The organism is Streptomyces sp. NBC_00286 (genome assembly GCF_036173125.1).
GTDB lineage: Bacteria > Actinomycetota > Actinomycetes > Streptomycetales > Streptomycetaceae > Streptomyces.
The window spans coordinates 1,870,297-1,889,968 of record NZ_CP108054.1; the positions used below are offsets into that span (position 1 = coordinate 1,870,297).

Genomic DNA, 19,672 nt, shown 5'->3' on the forward strand with positions numbered 1-19,672 from the left:
GTGCACGGGCCGGGCGGACAGGGCGCTCTCTTCGTACACTGGGCCCGGAGTACCCCGTCACCAACCGACATATGGCTTCACCGGTTGCAGAGGACGACTACCGTGCCCCACGACTCACCCCCCACCGGCTCCGAAGCCACCGCGGCCGGTACGGACCCCGATACTCCCCCGCACCTCGCCGCCGCGTCGGCGACGAAAGCGAGTGTGGCCCTGGTGACGGGCGCGTCCTCGGGCATCGGCGCCGCCGTCGCACGGCGGCTGGCGGCGGAGGGCAACTGGCACCTCGTACTCAACGGACGCGACCGTACGCGGCTCGAGCAGGTCGCCAAGGACCTCGATCAGGGCGCCAACGACACCTCGGCCGCCGCGTTCCCGATAGATCTGGCCGAGCCGGGGGCGGACCGACGGCTCGCCGAGTACGTCCTGGACTCCGCCGGGCGGGTGGACCTGTTGGTGGCAGGCGCCGGCATCGGCTGGGCAGGACCCTTCGACACCATGCCGCAGCGGGCCATCGACGAGGTGTTCTCCGTCGACGTACTGGCGCCGGTTCATCTCGTACGACTCCTGCTGCCGGACATGATCAGCCAGGGCACCGGCCGCGTGGTGCTCATCGGCTCCGTCGCTGGCAGCCTCGGGGTGCGTGACGAGGCTGTCTACTCCGCCGCCAAGGCCGCCCTCGGCACCTTCGCCGAGGCGCTCCGCTACGAGTTGCGCGGCACGGGCGTGGGGATCAGCCATGTCATGCCCGGGGTCGTGGACACCCCGTTCTTCGACCGGCGCGGCGCTCCCTACGTACGCTCGCGCCCCAGACCCGTACCGGCCGAACGCGTCGCCGAGGCCGTCTGGCATGCCATCACCCGCGACCGCGACGAGGTGTACGTACCGGGCTGGCTCCGTCTGCCCGGGCGACTGCACGGCGCGGCACCGGCACTGTACCGGCGTCTCGCGGCCCGGTTCGGCTGAGGCTGCCACTGGTGTACGGCTGACGCTGCCGCCGGTGCGTGGACAGGACCGCGGTCGGTTCAGCTGCGGGCCTCGCGGGTCTTGGAACGGTTCGCCTTGCGTACCGCGTCCAGCAGCTCGGGCTTCGTCATACGGGACCGTCCCTCGACGCCGAGTCGCTTGGCCACGTCGTACAGGTGCTGCTTGGAGGCCTGCTCGTCCACGCCCTCGCCGCTGCGCCCGCCCTGCTGCCGCGGCCGTGCCGCCAGCTGATCGGAGGGGCCTTTGCGCTGGTGCTCCTTGCGCTCCCAGTGATCGCCGACCTTCTCGTACTTGTGCTTGAGCGCTGAGTACGCGACCCGGTGCGCCCGCTCGCCCTCGCCGTACTGCTCGACGGCGGAGTCATGGGCCTTGACCCAGGTGCGCTGCGCGTCCTTGGACGACCGGTCCAGAGTTGACGGCAGTTCCTCGCGTCCTGGCACGGGACTCACCTCCCCATCCGGTTCGGACGAAGCGAGATCCGAGTGCCCGGCTCACCCCTGCTAGAAACGGGCACTCCGATGCCGCCGTTACTTGCCCCAGATCTTCCGGTACGCCTCCCGGTAACCCGACGGGTCCCAGGTCGTGGCCCCCGCGCTGTTGGCGGCCGTGGTGAGGTGGACGGGAGCCACGTATCCGCTGGCGGGTCGGCCGGCGAAGGCGCGGTTGAACTCGTCGACGATCTGCCAGCCCTGCAGGGACAGCGGCTCGGGGACGGTGGCGGCCTGGAACTGTTCGCTGTTGATGCGCTGGAAGGCGGAGGGGTCGCCGTCGCCGGCGCCGATGTTGAAGGGTGGACCGGAGCCTTTCTTGCCGGCCGCCCGGAAGGCGGGGGCCGCGTCGGCGAAGTACAGGTCGTTGATGGCGACGGAGTAGGTCCACTCGTTCTGGAAACGGGCGAGGAGGGAGGAGATCTCCCGGGGGGTGCGGCTGCTGGCGTCCGGGATCGGGATGTTCTCCTGCGACAGCAGCTTCACGCCCGAGCAGGTGGCGAGCTCCTTGCTGATCAGGTCGGACTTGTTCCTGGCGAAGGGGATCGAGGCGTCGGTGATGAGTACGACCCCGGCACGGCCGTTGGAGCGCGAGATGACCCACTGCGCGCTGATGCGGGCCACGTCCTCGACCCGGGTGGTGACGTTGGTGAAGAGTTTGGGCCGCTGGCTGGGGCCGGGCGCGGCTACCGCGTGCCAGCCGATGAGCGGGATGCCCGCCGCGTTGGCCCGCGCGACCTGCTGCGAGGTCGAGTCGGGGTCGAAGCCGCCGATGACGATGCCCGAGGGCCTGAGGGCCACGGCCGCACTCATGGCCGCCTGGATGCCGGCGGGGGTGCCCCCGCCGTCGATCACCCGTACGTTCCAGCCGATGACCCGTGCGGCTTCCCGCACGCCCTTCGCGGTGCCCGCCACTCCGGGATTGGTCATGGTCTGGGCGACGTAGACGATGGTTTTGCCGGATTCCGCCGAGGGGCCGCTGGTCGGTCCGTCCCAGGGGGCGTCGGTCTTCTCTGCCTGTCTGACGGCGGCCTGGGCCTTGGCGTGGGCCGCGGGGCAGGCGCTCTTGCCCGTCGCGGACTCCTCCCCGCCCGTCGACGAGCCTCGTTCGCAGCCCACAAGGACGGTTGCCGCTGCCAACAGGGCCGCGGAGGCGAACCGAGCCGTGAAGACGCCGGGGGTGGCCTTGCGGTTGCGTTGCACGGGAACTCCTCGCGGAGGGTTGAGCGGAGGATGCGGTCGGGGTCACGGGGTGGTGGCGTGGCGTGGGTCAGGGAGTGGTGCCCGTAGTTCCGCCGTCCTGGGTCGGGGGGTACGGCGGTGGGGGCGGCCCGGCGGGCGAATCGCGGGCCGCGATGGCGCCGGTGCGCAGGCGGCGGGCGGAGTAGCCGGCCAGGCCGACGGCGATGAGCAGGGTGCCGCCGTAGAACAGCGGGGTCGTCCAGAATTCGGCGCCCATCTGGCCGATGCCGGTGAGGCCGACGGCGAGGACGGTGACGGCGACGACGGTGCCCAGGGCGTTGGGGCGGCCGGGTTTGATCGCGGTGGAGCCGAGGAGCGCGCCGGCGAAGGCGGGCAGCAGGTAGTCGAGGCCGACGCTCGGATTGCCGATCTGCTGTTGGGTCGCGAGCAGCACCCCGGCGAAGCCGACGATCAGTCCCGATGCGGCGAACGCGTAGACGGTGTACTTACGGGTCGGGATGCCGACGAGGTCGGCGGCGCGGGGGTTGGAGCCGATGACGTACAGGTACCGGCCGAGCGGCAACCGCTCCAGCACCAGCCAGAGGGCGACCGCGAGGGCGAGCACGTAGAAGGCGGGGACCGGAAGGCCGAGGAACGTGGAGTCGAAGAGGTCGGTGAAAGCGGCCGGAAGGCCCTGCGGGCCGGGGACGATCCTGCCTCCGCCGGTGATCCAGCCGGTCGCGGCGTACATCATGCTGCCGGTCCCGAGGGTGGCGATGAAGGAGTCGATCCGGCCGAACTCGACGATGACACCGTTGAGGACACCCACCATCGTCCCTCCGATGATCACCGCGAGACAGGCGAGCGGCCAGGGCCACCCGGCATTGACGACGAGCTGCAGCACCATGACGTGCGCCAGGCCGAGGCCGTAGCCGATGGAGAGGTCGAACGCGCCGGTCACGATGGGGACCATGGCGGCGAGCGCGAGGACGGCCGGGATCGACTGGGTGGACAGGATCGAGTCGACGGTGTCCCCGGTGGGAAAGGTACGCGGCAGCGTGAGGGAGAAGATCAGGAAGAGCAGGGCGGTGAGGGCCAGGAGGCCGTACGTGCCGATGAGGTGCCCGCCCTGCCTCTCCAGTCGGCTCAGCGGGCCCGGCCGGCGCGGTGGGGACGGGGGCGAGGCGGTCATGAGGTCGTCGCGCTTCCGGAGGTTCCCGAGGGGGGCATGGCCGACGCTGCCCGGGTGAGCCCCGCGACGGTGAGGTCCGGGCCGCTCAGCTCGGCTGTCACAGTCCCGCGGACGAAGACCAGGGCACGTCGGCACACGCCCGCGACCTCCTCGAAATCGGTGGAGATGAGCAGCACCGCGAGGCCGGCGGCCAGCGCCTCGTCGAGCAGGCCGTAGATCGCGGCCTTGGCGCCGATGTCCACGCTCGCGGTCGGCTCCTCGAGGATCAGCAGGCGCAGGCCCACCCGCAGCCATCGGCCGATCATGACCTTCTGCTGGTTTCCGCCGGAGAGGGTGGCGATGGGGGCCTCGCTGTCGCGGGGACGCACCGAGAACCGTTCGATCAGGGTGGCGGCCTCGGCGCGTTCGCGGCGGGGCCTGATCCAGCGCAGCGCCGGCAGGCCGCCTGCGCGGGGGTTGGCCAGGAGGTTCTCCCGTACGGTCAGCTCGGTGGCGCACCCCTCCTGCTGCCTGTCGCCGGTCACGAAGCCGACACCGAGGGCGACGGCGTCGGCGACCTTGTGGGGGCTGTACCGCCGGCCGTCGAGCAGCACCCGCCCGCCGAGGAGGGGCCGCGAGCCGGCGAGGGCGCGGCCAAGGTCCATGTGCCCGGCGCCAGAGAGGCCCACCAGGCCCAAGACCTCCCCGGCCTTGAGTTCCAGGCTGACCGGGCCTGCGCCGACCGTCCGTACGCCGTCGAGGGTCAGTACGGCCGGGGCGTCGGCGGGGCCCGTGGCGCGGCGAGCGATGCGAGATGGGGGTCCCCCCGGACGGAGTCTGGGGGAGGTCAGTTCCTCGCCGACGATGTCGTGCACCAGACCGGCGGGGCTACGGTCCGCCAGCCGGCCGTGGCTGACGAGGTGGCCGTCGCGCAGGACGGCGAAGGTGTCGGCGACCTCGTACACCTCGTCGAGGCGATGGGTGACGTAGAGGATGCCGTGGCCCCGGTCGCGCAGGGCGTGCAGTACGCGGAAGAGCCGGGCGCAGTCCGCGGCGGGGAGGCGGGCGGTCGGCTCGTCGAGGACGATGAGCTTCGCCCGTCCCGCCAGCGCTCGGGCGATGGCGACCAGCGAACGCTCTGCGGGGCCGAGCCGGGCGATCGGTGCGTCGGGGTCGAGATGTGCGGCGACGATCCGCAGGGCGTCGGTGCAGCGCTCCCGGGTCCGCCGCCAGGAGATCAATCCGGCGCGGCGCGGATACCCGGTGCTCAAGGCGATGTTCTCGGCGACCGTCATCCACTCCACGAGACCGAGGTCCTGGTGGATGAAGGACATGCTGCTGGAGGCCGCGTGGGTGCCGAGCGGGTGACCGGCCACGGTGATCTGCCCCGCGTCGGCGTGGTGGACGCCGGCGAGCACTTTGATGAGCGTGGACTTTCCGGCGCCGTTGGGGCCCAGAAGGGCCAGAACGCTGCCCGCGTGGACATCGAGATCGACCTCGGCCAGCGCGTGGGTTCCGCCGAACCGCTTGCCGAGCCCGCGGATACGGACCAGGGGTTCCGTGCCGGAGCGCGGGACCGCCTTGTCAGAGGCGTCGGGAGCATCGTGCACGGAACATCTCCCGGGGGTCGGCCTGACGGGTTCTTCCCGACTTTCATCAGGCATGCTAACGAGGTAAATGGCAACATTTCAGGCATTTGACGGGCTGAGCCGGAGCGCCGCACACACGCCCTCAGGCGCCGTCGATCCCGCATTCGGCCCAGATGACCTTGCCCTCGGGGGTGTAGCGGGTCCCCCAGCTCTGTGCCAGCTGCGCGACGAGGAACAGGCCGCGGCCGCCCTCGTCGGTGGTGGCCGCACGGCGCAGATGCGGGGCGGTGCTGCTGGTGTCGTAGACCTCGCAGATCAGGCTCGGACCGTGGAGCAGCCGTACCCGGATGGGTCCGGAACCGTGGCGGATGGCGTTGGTGATCAGCTCGCTGAGCAGGAGTTCCGCGACGAACGCGGCCTCGTCGAGTCCCCAGTCGGCCAGCTGCCGGACGGCGGCGGCGCGGACGTCGCTGACGAGGGCCGGGTCGGCGGGCAGGTCCCAGTGGGCGATCCGGTGGGGGTCCAGCGCGTGGGTGCGGGCGACGAGAAGTGCGAGGTCGTCGGCGGGGTGGGCGGGTGCCACGAGGTCGAGGACCGCCTCGCAGGTCTCCTCGGGTGTGCGCTCCGGGTGGGCCAGGGCTTTGCGCAGTCGGTCGAGGGACTCGTCGATGTCACGGTTCCGGTCCTCGATGAGTCCGTCGGTGTAGAGGACCAGCTGGCTGTGCTCGGGGAGGTGGATCTCGGCGGTTTCGAAGGGCAGACCGCCGAGGCCGAGAGGCGGCCCGGCGGGCAGGTCGGGGAAGGACACGGTGCCGTCGGGGCGGACCAGGGCGGGCGGAGGGTGACCGGCACGGGCCAGGACGCACTGCTGCGAGGTCGGGTCGTAGATGGCGTACAGGCAGGTCGCGCCGATGATGCCGACGCCGTCGGCGGCGGGATCCTCGCGGTCCAGGCGCCCCACGACGTTGTCGAGGTGGGTGAGGACTTCGTCCGGGGGGAAGTCGAGTTCGGCGAAGCTGCGTGCGGCGGTGCGCAGCCGTCCCATGGTGGCGGCGGAGTGCATGCCGTGGCCGACGACGTCGCCGACGAAGAGGCCGATACGGGTGCCGGAGAGGGGGATCACGTCGTACCAGTCCCCGCCCACATCGGATTCGGCGGGCAGATAACGATGGGCGACCTCGACGGCTTCCTGATCGGGCAGACCCTGCGGGAGCAGGCTCCGCTGCAGGGCGAGGACCATATTGCGTTCGCGTGTGTAGCGCCGGGCGTTGTCCATGGAAAGCGCGGCGCGGGTGGCGAGTTCGTGGGCCAGCGCGCGGTCGTCGTCCCCGAAGGGGGCGGAGCCGTGCGAGCGGTAAAAGGCGGCGACGCCCAGGACGACGCCACGGGCGACCAGGGGGACCGCGATGAGGGAGTGGACGTGGGTCAGCAGTTGCTCGGTGTGCTCTGGGTCCTGGGTGAGCCAGCCCGCGGCGGCCTTCAGGTCGGGTTCCAGCACTGCCTGCCCGCTGGTCAGACAACGCAGTTGGGGCGCGGTCGGGCCGAAGTCGACGCGCTTGTCGAGCGGCCTGAAAGGAACGTCGTCGCGGATGCCGTGGACCACCGTACGGCGCAGATCACCGCTGGGGTCGGCGGACTCCTCGCCGCGCAGTACGGCATCGGGCAGGTCGATCGTGACGAAGTCGGCCAGCGCCGGAACCACCGTCTCGGCGAGCTCCTGGGCGGTACGGCGCACATCCAGGGTGGTCCCGATACGGGCGCTGGCCTCGGACAGCAGCTCCAGGCGGCGTCGCGCCGCCAGGGCGTACGTCCCCACGTGCGGCTCGCCCACCAGCACGAGCCCTCTCGCGGGGGGTTGGGACTCGGGGTGGCCGTCCGTCGCGTCCGCAGCGGTAGCGGCGGCCATGACGCCCTGGCCGTCCGTGGGGCCGTGGCCGCTCGTGGAGACCAGACCGCCCGTGGGGCCCTGGCCGGAAGCGGCGGCGGGGAGGTGCCCGACGAGCGGAGTGCCGGATGCGGCGTCGGGGCGTTGCCCGGACAGCGGAGTGGCGGAGTACTGCCCGGGCGCCGGGGCGACGGGAGTGTACGCGGCGGACGGCGCGACGACAGCGCTGCCGGCAGGCTCGGCGTGAGGGCCGAGCGGCCCGAGCAGCTCGTCGACCCGGAGCGGGACGGGGAGTGCCTGTCGCGGTGGAGGGCCCCGGAAGAGGGCCTCGATGGCGATGCCTTCCACTCCGGAGGCGCTCGTCATCGGACGGCTCACCAGCGTCACACTCCGGCCGTCGGAGAGGGACACGTCGACGGCGGCACGCTGCCCGCCGGAGATCAGCTCGGTGGCCTTCTCCATGAGGACCGCCTGGTCACGGAGGCGCAGCTCACGGGCCAGTTCGTCCACTCCGACGCCTTGGTGAACGCCGGCGGCGGCATCGCCGCAGGTGCTCAGGTAGGCCCCCAGCAGAGCGCGCTCACGCGCGGAACTCTGCTCCAGCAGTCGGCGCTCGATGGCTTGGGCCGCCTTGCGTATCACGGTGACGAGCGCCGGGTCCTCGGCGCTGCGCGGATAGCCGAGGCACAGGACGCCTTCGATGCGCCCGCTGAGCGGGTCGCGGACGGGAATCGCACGGCAGGCGCTCCCCTGCGAGCGCTCGGCGAAGTGCTCGGCACCGTGGACCCGGATGAGTTGCCGCTCCGCCAACGCGAGACCGATGCCGTTGGTGGCGGCGAACTGCTCGGCGAACACGAACCCCGGGACGCGCTGGATCGCCGGGAGGCTCCTGGCCAAGGCCTCCTCTCCGAAACGGCGCAGAAGGACCGTGCCACTCGCATCCGCGACGGAGATGTTCATCGCGCTGCCCGCGAACATGGACTGCAGCCGGTCGAGAACTGGACCTGCAGCGCGGACGAGCCGACCGTCCCGGTCGAAGTCCTCTCGGAAGGGAAGGTCTGCCTGGTCCGGTGAGAGACCCAGGGACCTGCAGCGCTGCCATGAATCCAAGATCGACTTTCGTACGCCCGAATCGACCGGCTCACCCTGCAGAAACCGCTCACGAGAACGGGCGGACGCAGTGCCGCCTGCCGCACGCCACGTCCGCATCGATTCCCCGTCGGACCGAACCACGCGCCACCTCGCTCCCGTCGCCGTTCCCGTTCCTGACCGTCCACCATTCCGAAATGTCGCAGCATTTACGACAATACGGGTATCAGGAATACGAGTCACGGTTCGCAAGAAACCGAACCCCGGTTACGTCAGCGGAGCTGCGCGGCGAACGCCTCGTAGGACCGCTCGTCGAAGAGGACGAATCTGGCCTCCTCGACCGACGTGGGCGTGGCCCGCACCGTCTCGATGGCGATCCGGGCACCGTCGTCGATCGGCCAGCCGTAGATGCCGGTGGAGATCGCGGGGAACGCGATCGTACGGGCGCCGAGTTCGTCGGCGCCCCGCAGGGACTCCCGGTAGCAGGAGGCGAGCAGGTCGGAGCGGCCCTCGCTCTGGCTGTACACCGGGCCGACTGTGTGGATCACCCAGCGTGCGTCGAGTTCGCCCGCGGTCGTGGCGACCGCCTGTCCCGTCGGCAGGCCTTTGCCGTACTGGGAAGCGCGGAGCTTGCGGCACTCGTCCAGGATGGCGGGGCCGCCGCGCCGGTGGATGGCTCCGTCCACGCCTCCGCCGCCGAGCAGCGAGGAGTTCGCGGCGTTCACGATGGCGTCGACGGACTGCTGCGTGATGTCTCCCTGGACGAGTTCGATGGCGGTCATGACTCGCGCAACCTCCTCCATACGGTCATGACTGGCGCAGCCTCCTCCATACGGCCTTGGCGGCGTTGTGTCCCGACATGCCGTGCACGCCCGGACCCGGTGGGGAGGCCGAGGAACAGATGAACACGGCCGGATGCGGTGTGCTGTACGGGGCCAGGGACAGCCGGGGCCGCAGCATCAGTTGAAGTCCGGAGGCCGCGCCGCAGGCGATGTCACCGCCCACGTAGTTCGCGTTGCGGGCGGCGATCTCGGGTGGGCCTGCCGTGGCACGGGCCAGTACGCGGTCGCGGAAGCCCGGCGCGAACCGCTCGAGCTGGCGCTCGATCGCGTCGGTGAGGTCGCCGGTCCAGCCGTTCGGCACATGGCCGTACGCCCAGAAGACCTGCTTGCCGTCCGGCGCCCGGGAGGGGTCGACGACGCTGGGCTGCACGGTGATCAGGAACGGTGCGTCCGGCGCCCGGCCGTCCCGCGAGGCCGCGCGCAGGGCTGCGCCGATCTCGGCCGTGTTCGCACCGATCTGCACCGTCCCGGCGCGGCGGGCCTCCTCCGCCGCCCAGGGCACGGGTCCGTCCAGCGCGTAGTCGATCTTGAAGACGCCGGGCCCGTAGCGGTAGCGCTCGTAGTACCGGCCGAAGCCCGCGATCCGGCTGAGGGCGGAGGGCGAGGTGTCGAAGACGTACGCGCGCGCGGGCGGCAGGTCGTCGAGGCGCTTGACCTCGTAGTCGGTGTGGACGGTGCCGCCGAGGTCCTTCAGATACGCGGCGAGCGCGTCGGAGATCGACTGGGAGCCGCCGCGCGCCACGGGCCAGCCGCCCGCGTGCGCGGCCAACGCGAAGACAAGACCGACGGCGCCGGTGGCGAAGCCGTCGAGCGGGGCCATGACATGCGCGACCAGACCGGCGAACAGCGTCCTGGCCCGCTCGTCGTGGAATCTGCGCGTCAGCCAGGTCGAGGGCGGCAGACCGACGAGACCGAAGCGGGCGAGGGTGACCGGGTCGCGGGGCAGCGCGGTGAGCGGCAGGGACATGAAGTCCCGGACGAGCGTGTCCCATCTGCCGGTGAAGGGGTCGACCAGCCTGCGGTACGTCCCCGCATCTCGCGGCCCGAAGGAGGCGGCCGTCTCGGCGACGGACCGTGACAGCACGGCCGCCGTGCCGTCCGGGAAGGGGTGCGCCATGGGCAGGTCATGGTGCAGCCACTCCAGTCCGTACCGACCGAGCGGCATCGCCTTGAACGCGGGCGAGTTGACGCCCAGCGGGTGCGCGGCCGAGCACGGGTCGTGCCGGAAGCCGGGCAGCGTCAGCTCCTCGGTGCGGGCGCCGCCACCGACCGTCTCACATGCCTCGAAGACGGCCACGCTGAAGCCGCGACGGGCCAGCTCCACGGCAGCGGTCAGTCCGTTCGGCCCCGCACCCACCACGACCGCATCGAGCATCGACGGCACCTTCGGACTCCTTTGTCAGCCGATGGCCATTCGGGATCAGGATATGCCGGGGCGGTGACAGCCCCTGGGCGCGGGTGGTCGTCTCCGGCCATCCGACGGGTCCGTGACAGTGCCCGGGCTGGGTGGACTTCTCCGGCCATCCACCGGGGCCGTGGCAGCCCCGGCGCGGGTGGACTTCTCCGGCCATCCGACGCGACCTGCGGCCCGGGTGCTTGGCGGCGGCCCGAGCGCGGGCAGCGGCCCGAGTACCGGCGGCGGCCCGAGTACGGGCAGCGGCCCGAGTACGGGCAGCGGCCTGAGCACAGGCAACCGCCCGCGGGGCAGTCCGACCGCAGGCCAGATCGCCCGTGAGTCAGTCAGCCCGCGAGTCAGGCCGCCCGCAGGTCAAGCGGCCGCTGGGCCAGGCCACCCGCCGGTCAAGCGGCCGCCGGAGTCAGACTGCCCGCTGATCAGGCCCCGTCCGCCAGCAGCGCCGCCACCCGCTGAGCCGTGGCCGCGTCCCGTGCCGCGGTGAACGGCAGGACGTTGCCCCCGGTTATACGGAACGGCTCGCCCGCGCGGGTCAGATGCGCACCGCCCGCCTCCTCGACCAGCAACAGGCCCGCCGCGTGGTCCCAGGCGGCTTCCCAGGAGAAGCCGGTGGCGTCCAACTCCCCGCGGGCAATGGCCAGATACTCGAGCCCGGCGGAGCCGCAGGGCCGGGTCCGCACGCCCTCCGTGCGCAGGCCCAGCAGGGCGCGCTTCTCTTCGTCGGTCGTGAAGTCGGGGTGGGACGTGGCCACTTCGAGCGGGCGGTCCGGCGCGGGCGAACCGGAGCGCAGGGGCACTCCGTCGAGAGCGGCGCCCCCGCCCCGTATCGCCGTGGCGAACAGGTCGAGCGCCGGAGCGTACGTCCAGGAAGCGAGCACCTGGCCGCCCAGTGCGAGCGCGACCAGGGTGCAGAAGCCGGGGTTCCCGTGCACGAACTGCCGTGTCCCGTCCACCGGGTCGACGATCCACACCGGTGCCTCGCCCTGGATCGCCTCGTACGTCAGCGGGTTGGCGTGCACCGCTTCCTCGCCGACCACGACCGAGCCGGGCAGCAGGGCGCCGAGCGTGGCCGTGAGGTACTCCTCGGCCTTGCGGTCGGCGTCCGTCACCAGGTCGTGCGGGCCGGTCTTCTCGTCTACCTCGTGCGCGGCGAGCTGCCGGAAGCGCGGCATGATTTCCGTCGCCGCCGCCTTGCGGACCGCTTCCTCTACGTCGGACGTGCCGTGCGCGAGAAACTCTTCGATGGTTTCGCTGTCTTCGATCACCACTCCATGAGAGCACGCGGCACTGACAATCCTCACCCGGCCGGTGCACTCCGGGTGGAATCGCCATGAACACCCCAACCACTAAGCCATCCGGTCAGCGTCCGACCGCGTACCCCTGCATCCCCCGCGGATTCGCCGCCGCCGACAGCACCCCGCTCTCCGGGTCCCGTGCGACCGCGCACAGCCGCCCCTCGGACCAAGCCTCGCCGAGCTGCACGTCGTGACCCCGGCGCCGCAGCTCCTCGACGACGGCCGGGTCCATACGGGACTCGACGGTGACGCTGCCGGGGCGCATGCCGCGTGGGTAGAAGGAGCCGGGGAAGCTGTCGTTGTGCCAGTTCGGGGCGTCGATCGCGCCTTGGAGGTCGAGTCCGCCGCGCACCTCGGAGCGCAGCGCGACCGCCAGGAAGAAGTGCAGTTGCCACTGGTCCTGCTGGTCCCCGCCGGGTGTACCGAACGCCATGACCGGCACCCCGCCCCGCAGCGCGAGTGACGGCGTGAGCGTCGTACGCGGACGGCGGCCGGGCGTAAGGGAGTTGGGCAACCCCTCCTCCAGCCAGGCCATCTGAAGCCGGGTGCCGAGCGGGAAGCCCAGCTCCGGCACGACCGGGTTGGACTGCAGCCAGCCGCCGCTGGGCGTGGCGGCGACCATGTTGCCCCAGCGGTCGACGACATCGAGATGGCAGGTGTCGCCTCGGGTACCGCCGTCCCCCGAGACGTCCGGCTCCCCGGGAACGGGCGACGACCCTGGGCTCTTGGCCACGGTCGGCTCCCCCGCCCCCGGCGTCGCGAGCGGATCGAACGCCGCCTCCCCGCTGGCCACCACGCGCGCGTGCCCGCTCAGCCGCGGAGTACGTCCCCCAGGGCTCCCGGGCCGCAGCTCGTACGAGGCCTTCTCCCCGACGAGCGCCCGCCGCCCGGCGTTGTACTCCTCCGACAGCAGCTCCCCCACCGGTACGCCGGCCGCGTCCCCGTACCAGGCCTCCCGGTCGGCCATCGCGAGCTTGCAGCCCTCGATCAGCAGATGGACGTACTCCGCGGAGCCGTATCGCGGCAGCTCGGGCGGCAGCAGGGCCAACTGCTGGAGGAGGACCGGCCCTTGGCTCCAGGGGCCCGCCTTGCACAGGGTCCAGCCGCGCCAGTCGTACGTCACCGGAGCCTCGTAGGACGCAGACCAGGAGGCCAGGTCGGCTGCCGTCAGCGTGCCCGCGTGGCGTTCGCCACTGGTGTCCATGGTGGCCCGCGCCGCCTGCCGTACCAGGGCCTCGGCGATGAAGCCCTCGCGCCAGATCTGCCGCGCGGCCTCGATCTGCGCGACCCGGTCACCGCCCGCCCGGGAGGCCTCCGTGATCAGCCGCCGCCAGGTCGCGGCCAGCGCCGGATTCCGGAACAGCTCGCCCGGCCACGGCGCCCGGCCGCCCGGCAGATACACCTCGGCCGACGAGGTCCACTCGGTCTCGAAGAGCTCCCGTACGGTTTCGACGGTCTCGCCGACGCGCTCCACGGGCGGGTGCCCGTCCTCCGCGTACCCGATGGCGTACTTCAGGACGTCCGCCAAGGTCTTCGTGCCGTGGTCCCGCAGGAGCACCATCCACGCGTCGAAGGCTCCGGGAACGGCGGCGGCGAGCGGTCCCGTACCGGGTACGAGATCCAAACCGAGTCCCCTGTAGTGGGCGATTTTCGCCCCGGCCGGCGCCACGCCCTGCCCGCACAGCACCCGGACCTCGCCGCCCGCCGGGGCCAGGATGATCGGCACCTCACCCGCCGGCCCGTTCAGGTGGGGCTCGACGACGTGCAGTACGAAGCCCGCGGCGACGGCGGCGTCGTACGCGTTGCCGCCGTCCTCCAGCACGGCCATCGCCGACTGCGAGGCGAACCAGTGCGTGGAGGACACCATGCCGAAGGTGCCCTGGAGGGTGGGACGGGTCGTGAACACGGGCGACTCCTCACTGCCGGGCAGGCGTCCGAAGATCGTACGTACCCGTCCGCGCCCCCGAGTACCCGCTACTCCATCGGCTTCCAGGGCGACGTCCCCAAGACGTTGTCGGGGCCGATGTCGAGGGCCTGCTCGGGGCGTACGGTCACGGTGTCGCGCCCCTTTTGTGGGGTCACCCGGAGGTACACACCGTCCTCGGCGTGCATCCGCCAGACCAGGCCCGCCTGCGCGGTCTCGCCCGGAGCGAGGGTCAGCGGCTCGGGGCCGGGGCCGCCCGAGGCCATGGGCACCTGGTCCGTTCCCTCGACGGTCCGCACTTCCGGGAACGGTTCGCCCGCCTCGTCGAGAACGGTGACGGACGGGTAGCCGTTCAACTCGTAAGGCCGCTCACCGCAGTTGGTCAGCGTGAGGGTCATGCCACGCAAACCCATGGCGCCGTTGATCGGACCCGCGTCCAGGCGGACACCGGACGACGGGCAGCCACCCGCTTCCTGGACGGGCACGGACGCGGAGGACTCGGGCACCGGGGCGGCCGACACCGCGGGCGGTGTCGAGGACGGCCTCGGCCCGGGGTCCGGATTGCGCTCACGCTCCAGTTCGGCGGAGAGCCCACACCCGCTCGCACTCAGCGCCAACAGGCAGGCGAGCACGGCGGCATACGGGGACGACCTGCGGCGTATCGCGATCACGCGCCGATCCTCGCACGCGGCCCCGGCGGAAGGATCCACTCCGGACCCTGTGGCCACGCGGTCACGGAGCGAGTTCGGGCTACCGCCTCACTGGGAGGCATGTGACACTGGCGTACCGTCCGCAGTGTGGCCCCCTCCGCACCCGTCCCCTCACGAGAAGTGCGCCGTGCGTTCTCTTCCTCTGCCGCTCGCCCTCACCGCGCGTCTGCTGCCGGTCGCCGTGCTCGCATCGGCGGGCTGGGCGCTGGCGTCCGGGCCGTTCGCAGCGTCCCCGGCCGGGGACGCGGATGACAAGGCGGCCTCGGACAGACCCAGCGCGTCGCCGTCCGCGCCGTCCACGGCGGCGGCGACCCGGACGTACCGCGTGTCACCGAAGCCCTGCCTGGGGCTCGCGGAGAAGACGGTGACCTCGCTGGTGCCGGGCGCCAAGGCGGCCGGCAAGGAGATCCCGTCGACCAACGAGTCGGTGCGCCGCACCTGTTCATGGAACGCGCTCAAGGAGTTCGACTACCGCTGGCTCGACGTCTCGTACGAGATCAAGAAGAGCGACCAGATCGCGGCGACGGCCTACAAGGAGCGCGTCGCGAAGCACGGCGGCGGAGGGGCGGTCCCCGGTCTCGGGGACGAGGCGTACTCCGTGGTGAACCTCACCACCGAGGACAAGCAGCAGACGCGCGAAGGCATGGTGATCGTCCGCGCGTCCAACGCGATGGTGGTCGTCACCTACAACGGCAGTGACTTCGAGTCGAAGAAGGCACCCAGTACGGACGAGATCAACAAGGGCGCCATCAAGGCGGCCAAGGAGGCGGTGGCCGCGCTGGAGAAGGCTCAGTAGAGCCCGTTTTCCACCAGCGCGGCCCGCACCAACCCGTCACACGTCCTTGGGCTCGCGCTCCCTGCCGCCCATCAGCACCACGTACAGCAGCACCGACGCCGCCAGGCCCACCGCCCAGCCGTAGTCGGCGAGCGGCTTCAGGAACGGGATCAGTCCGTCCGCCGGGAAGGGGCCGGCCTTGTTGCCGTCGGCGTCGACGTTGGAGTACGAGCCGCCCACGGCGAGGACGGCGCCTACGGCGAAGGCCACCAGTGCCCGCCAGTTCCAGCCGGAGCTGTACCAGTAGCGGCTGCCCTCGGTGTAGAGGCCGGACAGGTCCAGGTGAGTACGGCGGACCAGCCAATAGTCGGCGATGAGGATGCCGACCACGGTGCCGAGGAGGCCGCCGACGGTACCCAGCCACGTGAAGATGTAGACGTCCGGGTTCTCGATCAGCTTCCAAGGGAAGATGACCACGCCGATGCAGCAGGCGATGAGCGCCCCGGTGCGGAAGTTGATGAGCTTCGGGGCCAGGTTGGACAGGTCGTACGCCGGGCTGACCAGGTTGGCGGCGACGTTCGTGGACAGCGTGGCGAGCAGCAGTATGAAGAGCGCGAAGAGCACCCCGATCGTGCTGTCCATCCGGGCCGCGAGCTGGCTCGGGTCCCAGATCGGCTCGCCGTACACGGCCTGCGCGCCAGAGGTGACCAGCACCGACAGCAGTGCGAACGCGGCCATGGTGGTCGGCAGTCCCAGCGACTGGCCCCACACCTGGGCCTTCTGTCCGGCGCCGAAGCGGGTGAAGTCGGGGATGTTGAGGGAGAGCGTCGACCAGAAGCCGATCATGCCCATCAGCGCCGGGAAGAAGACCTTCCAGAAGTCGGCGCCCCAGCCGAGCTGTGAGGGCTGGTCGAGCAGCGGGCCGAAGCCGCCCGCCTTGTTCGCGATCCACACCAGCAGCGCCACCGCGCCGGCCAGCATCAGCGGCGCCGCCCAGTTCTCCAGCCGCCGCACCGCGTCCATGCCGCGCAGGATGATGACGATCTCGACGGCGAAGAAGAGCAGGAAGCACAGCCACTGTGTCCACGGATAGCCGCCGACCTTGCCGGCGTCGGTCCACCAGCTGCCCGCCCCGGACAGCTTCCCGGCGAGGAAGTAGATGGACTGACCGCCGATCCAGGTCTGGATGCCGAACCAGGCGCAGGCCACAAGGCCGCGCAGCAGCGCCGGCAGATTGGCGCCGCGCAGCCCGAAGGAGGCACGGGCGAGCACGGGGAACGGAATGCCGTACTTCGGCCCCGCGTGGCCGGTCAGCAGCATCGGCAGCAGCACGATGACGTTGCCGAGCGCGATGGTGAGCACGGACTGCTTCCAGTCCATGCCGAGTGCGACCAGGCCGGCCGCGAGCGTCCACGACGGCACGTTGACCGCCATCCCGATCCACAGCGCGGCGAAGTTGTAGGTCGTCCAGCGCCGATCGGCGAGCGGAACGGGACGCAGGTCCTCGTTGGCGAAGGGACTGTCGGCGGGGAAGGCGCCGGGGGCGAGTTCGATCCGGCCGTTGGCGTCGGTGGTCTGGCTCGGCGGCGGACCCGTGGGGACGGTTTCGGTCATGGGCAGGCCAATCAAGGGAGGTGGGACGGGAGTTGGCCGTGCGGGGGCCTGGCCGGCGCCGGGGCGGGCAGGGCGGCGTGGGACATGCCTGCCCATTGCCGGCGTCGCCCACCCCTCCCCGGGACGGCGGGGAGGGGGAAGTGTGGGGCGTTGGGGAGTCAGGAGGAGCGGTTCGGGTACGGATCAGGCGTTCAGCGCGGGGATGACCTTCTGGCCGTACGCGTCGATCACGGCCTCTTGCGCGTCATGCATGTCGTACACGGCGAACTGGTCGACGCCCAGCTCACGCAGCGCGTTCAGTTTCTCCACGTGCTTCTCGACCGGGCCGATGACGCAGAACCGGTCGACGATCTCGTCCGGCACGAACTGGGTGTCCGGGTTGCCGCTGCGCCCGTGGTGCGAGTAGTCGTACCCCTCGCGGGCCTTGATGTAGTCGGTGAGCGTCTCCGGAACCACGGCGCCGTCGGACCCGTACTTGGACACCAGGTCCGCGACATGGTTGCCGACCATCCCGCCGAACCAGCGGCACTGTTCACGCGCGTGCGCGAGCGCCTCCGGTGAGTCGTCCTCGGTGACATACGCCGGGGCGGCCACGCAGATCTTGACGTCGGACGGGTCACGACCGGCCGCGACCGCCGCGTCTTTCACCGCCTTCACCATGTACTCGGTCAGATACAGATCAGACAGCTGGAGGATGAAGCCGTCGGCCTCCTCACCGGTCATCTTCAGGGCCTTCGGACCGTACGCGGCCATCCAGACCGGGAGTTCGGCGCCGGGCTTGATCCACGGGAACCTGATGACGGTGCCGCCGAGGTCCGCCTCCTCACCGCTGCCCAGCGCCCGGATCACCTTCATGGCCTCGCTGATACGGGCCAGGGTGTTGGGCTTGCGACCCGCGACCCGCATCGCGGAGTCGCCGCGGCCGATGCCGCACACCGTCCGGTTGCCGAACATGTCGTTGAGCGTGGCGAAGGTCGAGGCGGTGACCTCCCAGGTGCGGGTGCCCGGGTTGGTGACCATCGGGCCGACCTTCAGCTTCGACGTGTTCGACAGGATCTGGCTGTAGATCACGAACGGCTCCTGCCAGAGCACGGCGGAGTCGAAGGTCCAGCCGTACGTGAAGCCGTTGCGCTCGGCCCGCTTCATCAGGCTGATGACGCGGGAGGCGGGCGGGTCGGTCTGCAGGACGAGTCCGAAGTCCATGGGCGCCGCTCCTAGTTGAGGTACTGACAGGTGGAGCGCGGGGTGTAGACACCGTGACCGGCACGTCCGGTGAACTCCCGCTCGGTGATGACGAGTTCGCCCCGCGAGAGGACCGTCTCGACGCGGCCGGTGACGCTCTTGCCCTCGTACGCCGAGTAGTCGACGTTCATGTGGTGCGTGTCGGCGGACAGGACCTGCTCGGCCCCCGGGTCGTAGATGACGACGTCGGCGTCGGCGCCCGGCGCGATGGTGCCCTTCTTCGGGTACAGGCCGAACATCCGGGCCGGAGTGGCGCAGGCGATCTCGATCCAGCGGCGGCGGGTGATGTGTCCGTCGACGACGGCCTGGTGGAGGAGGTCCATACGGTTCTCGACGCCCGGCAGACCGTTGGGGATCTTGGAGAAGTCACCGCGGCCCAGTTCCTTCTGGCCGACGAAACAGAAGGGGCAGTGGTCGGTGGAGACGACCTGGAGATCGTTCGTGCGCAGGCCCCGCCACAGGTACTTCTGGTGCTCCTTGGGGCGCAGCGGCGTGGAGCACACGTACTTGGACCCCTCGAAGTCCGGCTCCGCGAGGTTGTCCGTGGACAGGAACAGATACTGCGGGCAGGTCTCGCCGAAGACGTTCAGACCCTCGTCGCGCGCCCGTGCCAGCTCGGCGACTGCCTCCATCGCCGAGACGTGCACGACATACAGCGGGGCGCCCGCGACCTGGGCGAGCTTGATGGCGCGGTGAGTGGCCTCGGCTTCGAGGAGCGCCTTCCGCACCTCGCCGTGATACCGCGGATCCGTCTCCCCCCGCGCCAGCGCCTGCTCGACGAGGACGTCGATCGCGATGCCGTTCTCGGCGTGCATCATGATCAGCCCGCCGTTCTCGGCGGAGCGCTGCATGGCGCGCAGGATCTGGCCGTCGTCGCTGTAGAAGACGCCGGGGTAGGCCATGAACTGCTTGAAGGAGGTGACGCCCTCCTCCACGAGCAGGTCCATCTCCTTGAGGGTCTCCGGGTTGACGTCGGAGACGATCATGTGGAAGCCGTAGTCGATGGCGCACTTGCCGTCGGCCTTGGCGTTCCAGGCGTCCAGGCCCTCACGGAGCGAGTGGCCCACGGTCTGCACCGCGAAGTCGACGATCGTCGTGGTGCCGCCCCAGGCCGCGGCCCGGGTGCCGGTCTCGAAGGTGTCGGAGGCGAAGGTGCCGCCGAACGGCAACTCCATGTGCGTATGGGCGTCGACACCGCCCGGGATCACGTACTTCCCGGTGGCGTCGATGATGCGCTCGGCGGTCCAGGCCTCGGCGGCCGGGGTGCCGGAGGCGGCGAGGGCGGCGATACGGCCGTCCTCGATCAGGACGTCGGCGTGGATCTCGTCGGACGCGGTGATGACGAGGCCACCGCGGATGACGGTACGACTGCTCATGGTCCTCTCCTTGGTCGCGGTGGTGGGTACTGATGACGTACGGATCGCCCGGCGCCGTCCGGATCGACGGGCGCCGGGACGACCGTCGCCGA

Annotated in this window: 15 protein-coding genes; 2 read left to right on the top strand and 13 right to left on the bottom strand. The window is 71.0% G+C overall.

Annotated features, from left to right (window positions below; translation table 11 throughout):
• Positions 1 to 102 precede the first annotated feature (102 nt).
• On the top strand, positions 103 to 963 hold the full coding sequence (locus tag OHT21_RS08500; protein WP_328767642.1) for an SDR family NAD(P)-dependent oxidoreductase: 861 nt from the start codon (positions 103 to 105) through the stop codon (positions 961 to 963).
• 59 nt (positions 964 to 1,022) lie between these two features.
• Here OHT21_RS08500 and OHT21_RS08505 read toward each other — a convergent pair whose 3' ends face one another.
• The 10 genes from OHT21_RS08505 to OHT21_RS08550 all read right to left on the bottom strand — a co-directional run bounded on the left by OHT21_RS08505 (position 1,023) and on the right by OHT21_RS08550 (position 14,534).
• On the bottom strand, positions 1,023 to 1,424 hold the full coding sequence (locus OHT21_RS08505) for a ChaB family protein (RefSeq protein WP_328767643.1): 402 nt from the start codon (positions 1,422 to 1,424) through the stop codon (positions 1,023 to 1,025).
• A gap of 87 nt (positions 1,425 to 1,511) precedes the next feature.
• Complete coding sequence (locus OHT21_RS08510) at positions 1,512 to 2,675, bottom strand: substrate-binding domain-containing protein (protein ID WP_328767644.1); 1,164 nt, start codon at positions 2,673 to 2,675, stop codon at positions 1,512 to 1,514.
• A gap of 67 nt (positions 2,676 to 2,742) precedes the next feature.
• Positions 2,743 to 3,846, bottom strand: a complete 1,104-nt coding sequence (locus OHT21_RS08515; protein ID WP_328767645.1) for an ABC transporter permease — start codon at positions 3,844 to 3,846, stop codon at positions 2,743 to 2,745.
• Entirely contained in the window at positions 3,843 to 5,435 is a 1,593-nt protein-coding gene (locus OHT21_RS08520) for a sugar ABC transporter ATP-binding protein (RefSeq protein WP_328767646.1), read from the bottom strand. Before OHT21_RS08520 ends, OHT21_RS08515 begins: the two co-directional genes overlap by 4 nt.
• Positions 5,436 to 5,556: 121 nt before the next feature.
• Entirely contained in the window at positions 5,557 to 8,532 is a 2,976-nt protein-coding gene (locus OHT21_RS08525) for a SpoIIE family protein phosphatase (protein WP_328767647.1), read from the bottom strand.
• Positions 8,533 to 8,660: 128 nt separating this feature from the next.
• Complete coding sequence (locus OHT21_RS08530) at positions 8,661 to 9,170, bottom strand: O-acetyl-ADP-ribose deacetylase (protein ID WP_328767648.1); 510 nt, start codon at positions 9,168 to 9,170, stop codon at positions 8,661 to 8,663.
• A gap of 25 nt (positions 9,171 to 9,195) precedes the next feature.
• Positions 9,196 to 10,605 carry a phytoene desaturase family protein gene (locus tag OHT21_RS08535; RefSeq protein WP_328774001.1) on the bottom strand — a complete coding sequence of 470 codons (1,410 nt, stop codon included), beginning with the start codon at positions 10,603 to 10,605 and terminating at the stop codon, positions 9,196 to 9,198.
• A 458-nt stretch (positions 10,606 to 11,063) separates the two neighbouring features.
• Positions 11,064 to 11,909, bottom strand: coding sequence for an inositol monophosphatase family protein (locus tag OHT21_RS08540; protein ID WP_328767649.1), 846 nt, complete (start codon positions 11,907 to 11,909; stop codon positions 11,064 to 11,066).
• 94 nt (positions 11,910 to 12,003) lie between these two features.
• Positions 12,004 to 13,845, bottom strand: a complete 1,842-nt coding sequence (locus OHT21_RS08545) for a gamma-glutamyltransferase family protein (protein WP_328767650.1) — start codon at positions 13,843 to 13,845, stop codon at positions 12,004 to 12,006.
• 68 nt (positions 13,846 to 13,913) lie between these two features.
• Complete coding sequence (locus OHT21_RS08550; protein ID WP_328767651.1) at positions 13,914 to 14,534, bottom strand: DUF4232 domain-containing protein; 621 nt, start codon at positions 14,532 to 14,534, stop codon at positions 13,914 to 13,916.
• Positions 14,535 to 14,700: 166 nt separating this feature from the next.
• Here OHT21_RS08550 and OHT21_RS08555 point away from each other — a divergent pair, with 166 nt between their 5' ends.
• The gene (locus OHT21_RS08555) at positions 14,701 to 15,369 is read left to right on the top strand and encodes a hypothetical protein (protein WP_328767652.1); all 669 of its coding nucleotides are present in this window, start codon (positions 14,701 to 14,703) and stop codon (positions 15,367 to 15,369) included.
• A 36-nt stretch (positions 15,370 to 15,405) separates the two neighbouring features.
• Here OHT21_RS08555 and OHT21_RS08560 read toward each other — a convergent pair whose 3' ends face one another.
• The 3 genes from OHT21_RS08560 to hydA form a co-directional block, all read right to left on the bottom strand.
• Complete coding sequence (locus OHT21_RS08560; protein WP_328767653.1) at positions 15,406 to 16,962, bottom strand: NCS1 family nucleobase:cation symporter-1; 1,557 nt, start codon at positions 16,960 to 16,962, stop codon at positions 15,406 to 15,408.
• A 183-nt stretch (positions 16,963 to 17,145) separates the two neighbouring features.
• A complete protein-coding gene (locus OHT21_RS08565; RefSeq protein ID WP_328767654.1) occupies positions 17,146 to 18,165 on the bottom strand; it encodes a TIGR03842 family LLM class F420-dependent oxidoreductase in 1,020 nt (339 codons plus the stop codon).
• A gap of 11 nt (positions 18,166 to 18,176) precedes the next feature.
• Positions 18,177 to 19,580, bottom strand: coding sequence for a dihydropyrimidinase (gene hydA, locus OHT21_RS08570; RefSeq protein WP_328767655.1), 1,404 nt, complete (start codon positions 19,578 to 19,580; stop codon positions 18,177 to 18,179).
• Positions 19,581 to 19,672: the final 92 nt, after the last annotated feature.

What these genes read in the sequence shown, in the direction of transcription:
- OHT21_RS08515 (WP_328767645.1), bottom strand. Translation starts at nt 3,846, where the DNA reads ATGACCGCCTCGCCCCCGTCCCCACCGCGCCGGCCGGGCCCGCTGAGC.
- OHT21_RS08530 (WP_328767648.1), bottom strand. Translation starts at nt 9,170, where the DNA reads ATGACCGCCATCGAACTCGTCCAGGGAGACATCACGCAGCAGTCCGTC.
- OHT21_RS08535 (WP_328774001.1), bottom strand. Translation starts at nt 10,605, where the DNA reads ATGCTCGATGCGGTCGTGGTGGGTGCGGGGCCGAACGGACTGACCGCT.
- OHT21_RS08560 (WP_328767653.1), bottom strand. Translation starts at nt 16,962, where the DNA reads ATGACCGAAACCGTCCCCACGGGTCCGCCGCCGAGCCAGACCACCGAC.
- OHT21_RS08565 (WP_328767654.1), bottom strand. Translation starts at nt 18,165, where the DNA reads ATGGACTTCGGACTCGTCCTGCAGACCGACCCGCCCGCCTCCCGCGTC.
- hydA (WP_328767655.1), bottom strand. Translation starts at nt 19,580, where the DNA reads ATGAGCAGTCGTACCGTCATCCGCGGTGGCCTCGTCATCACCGCGTCC.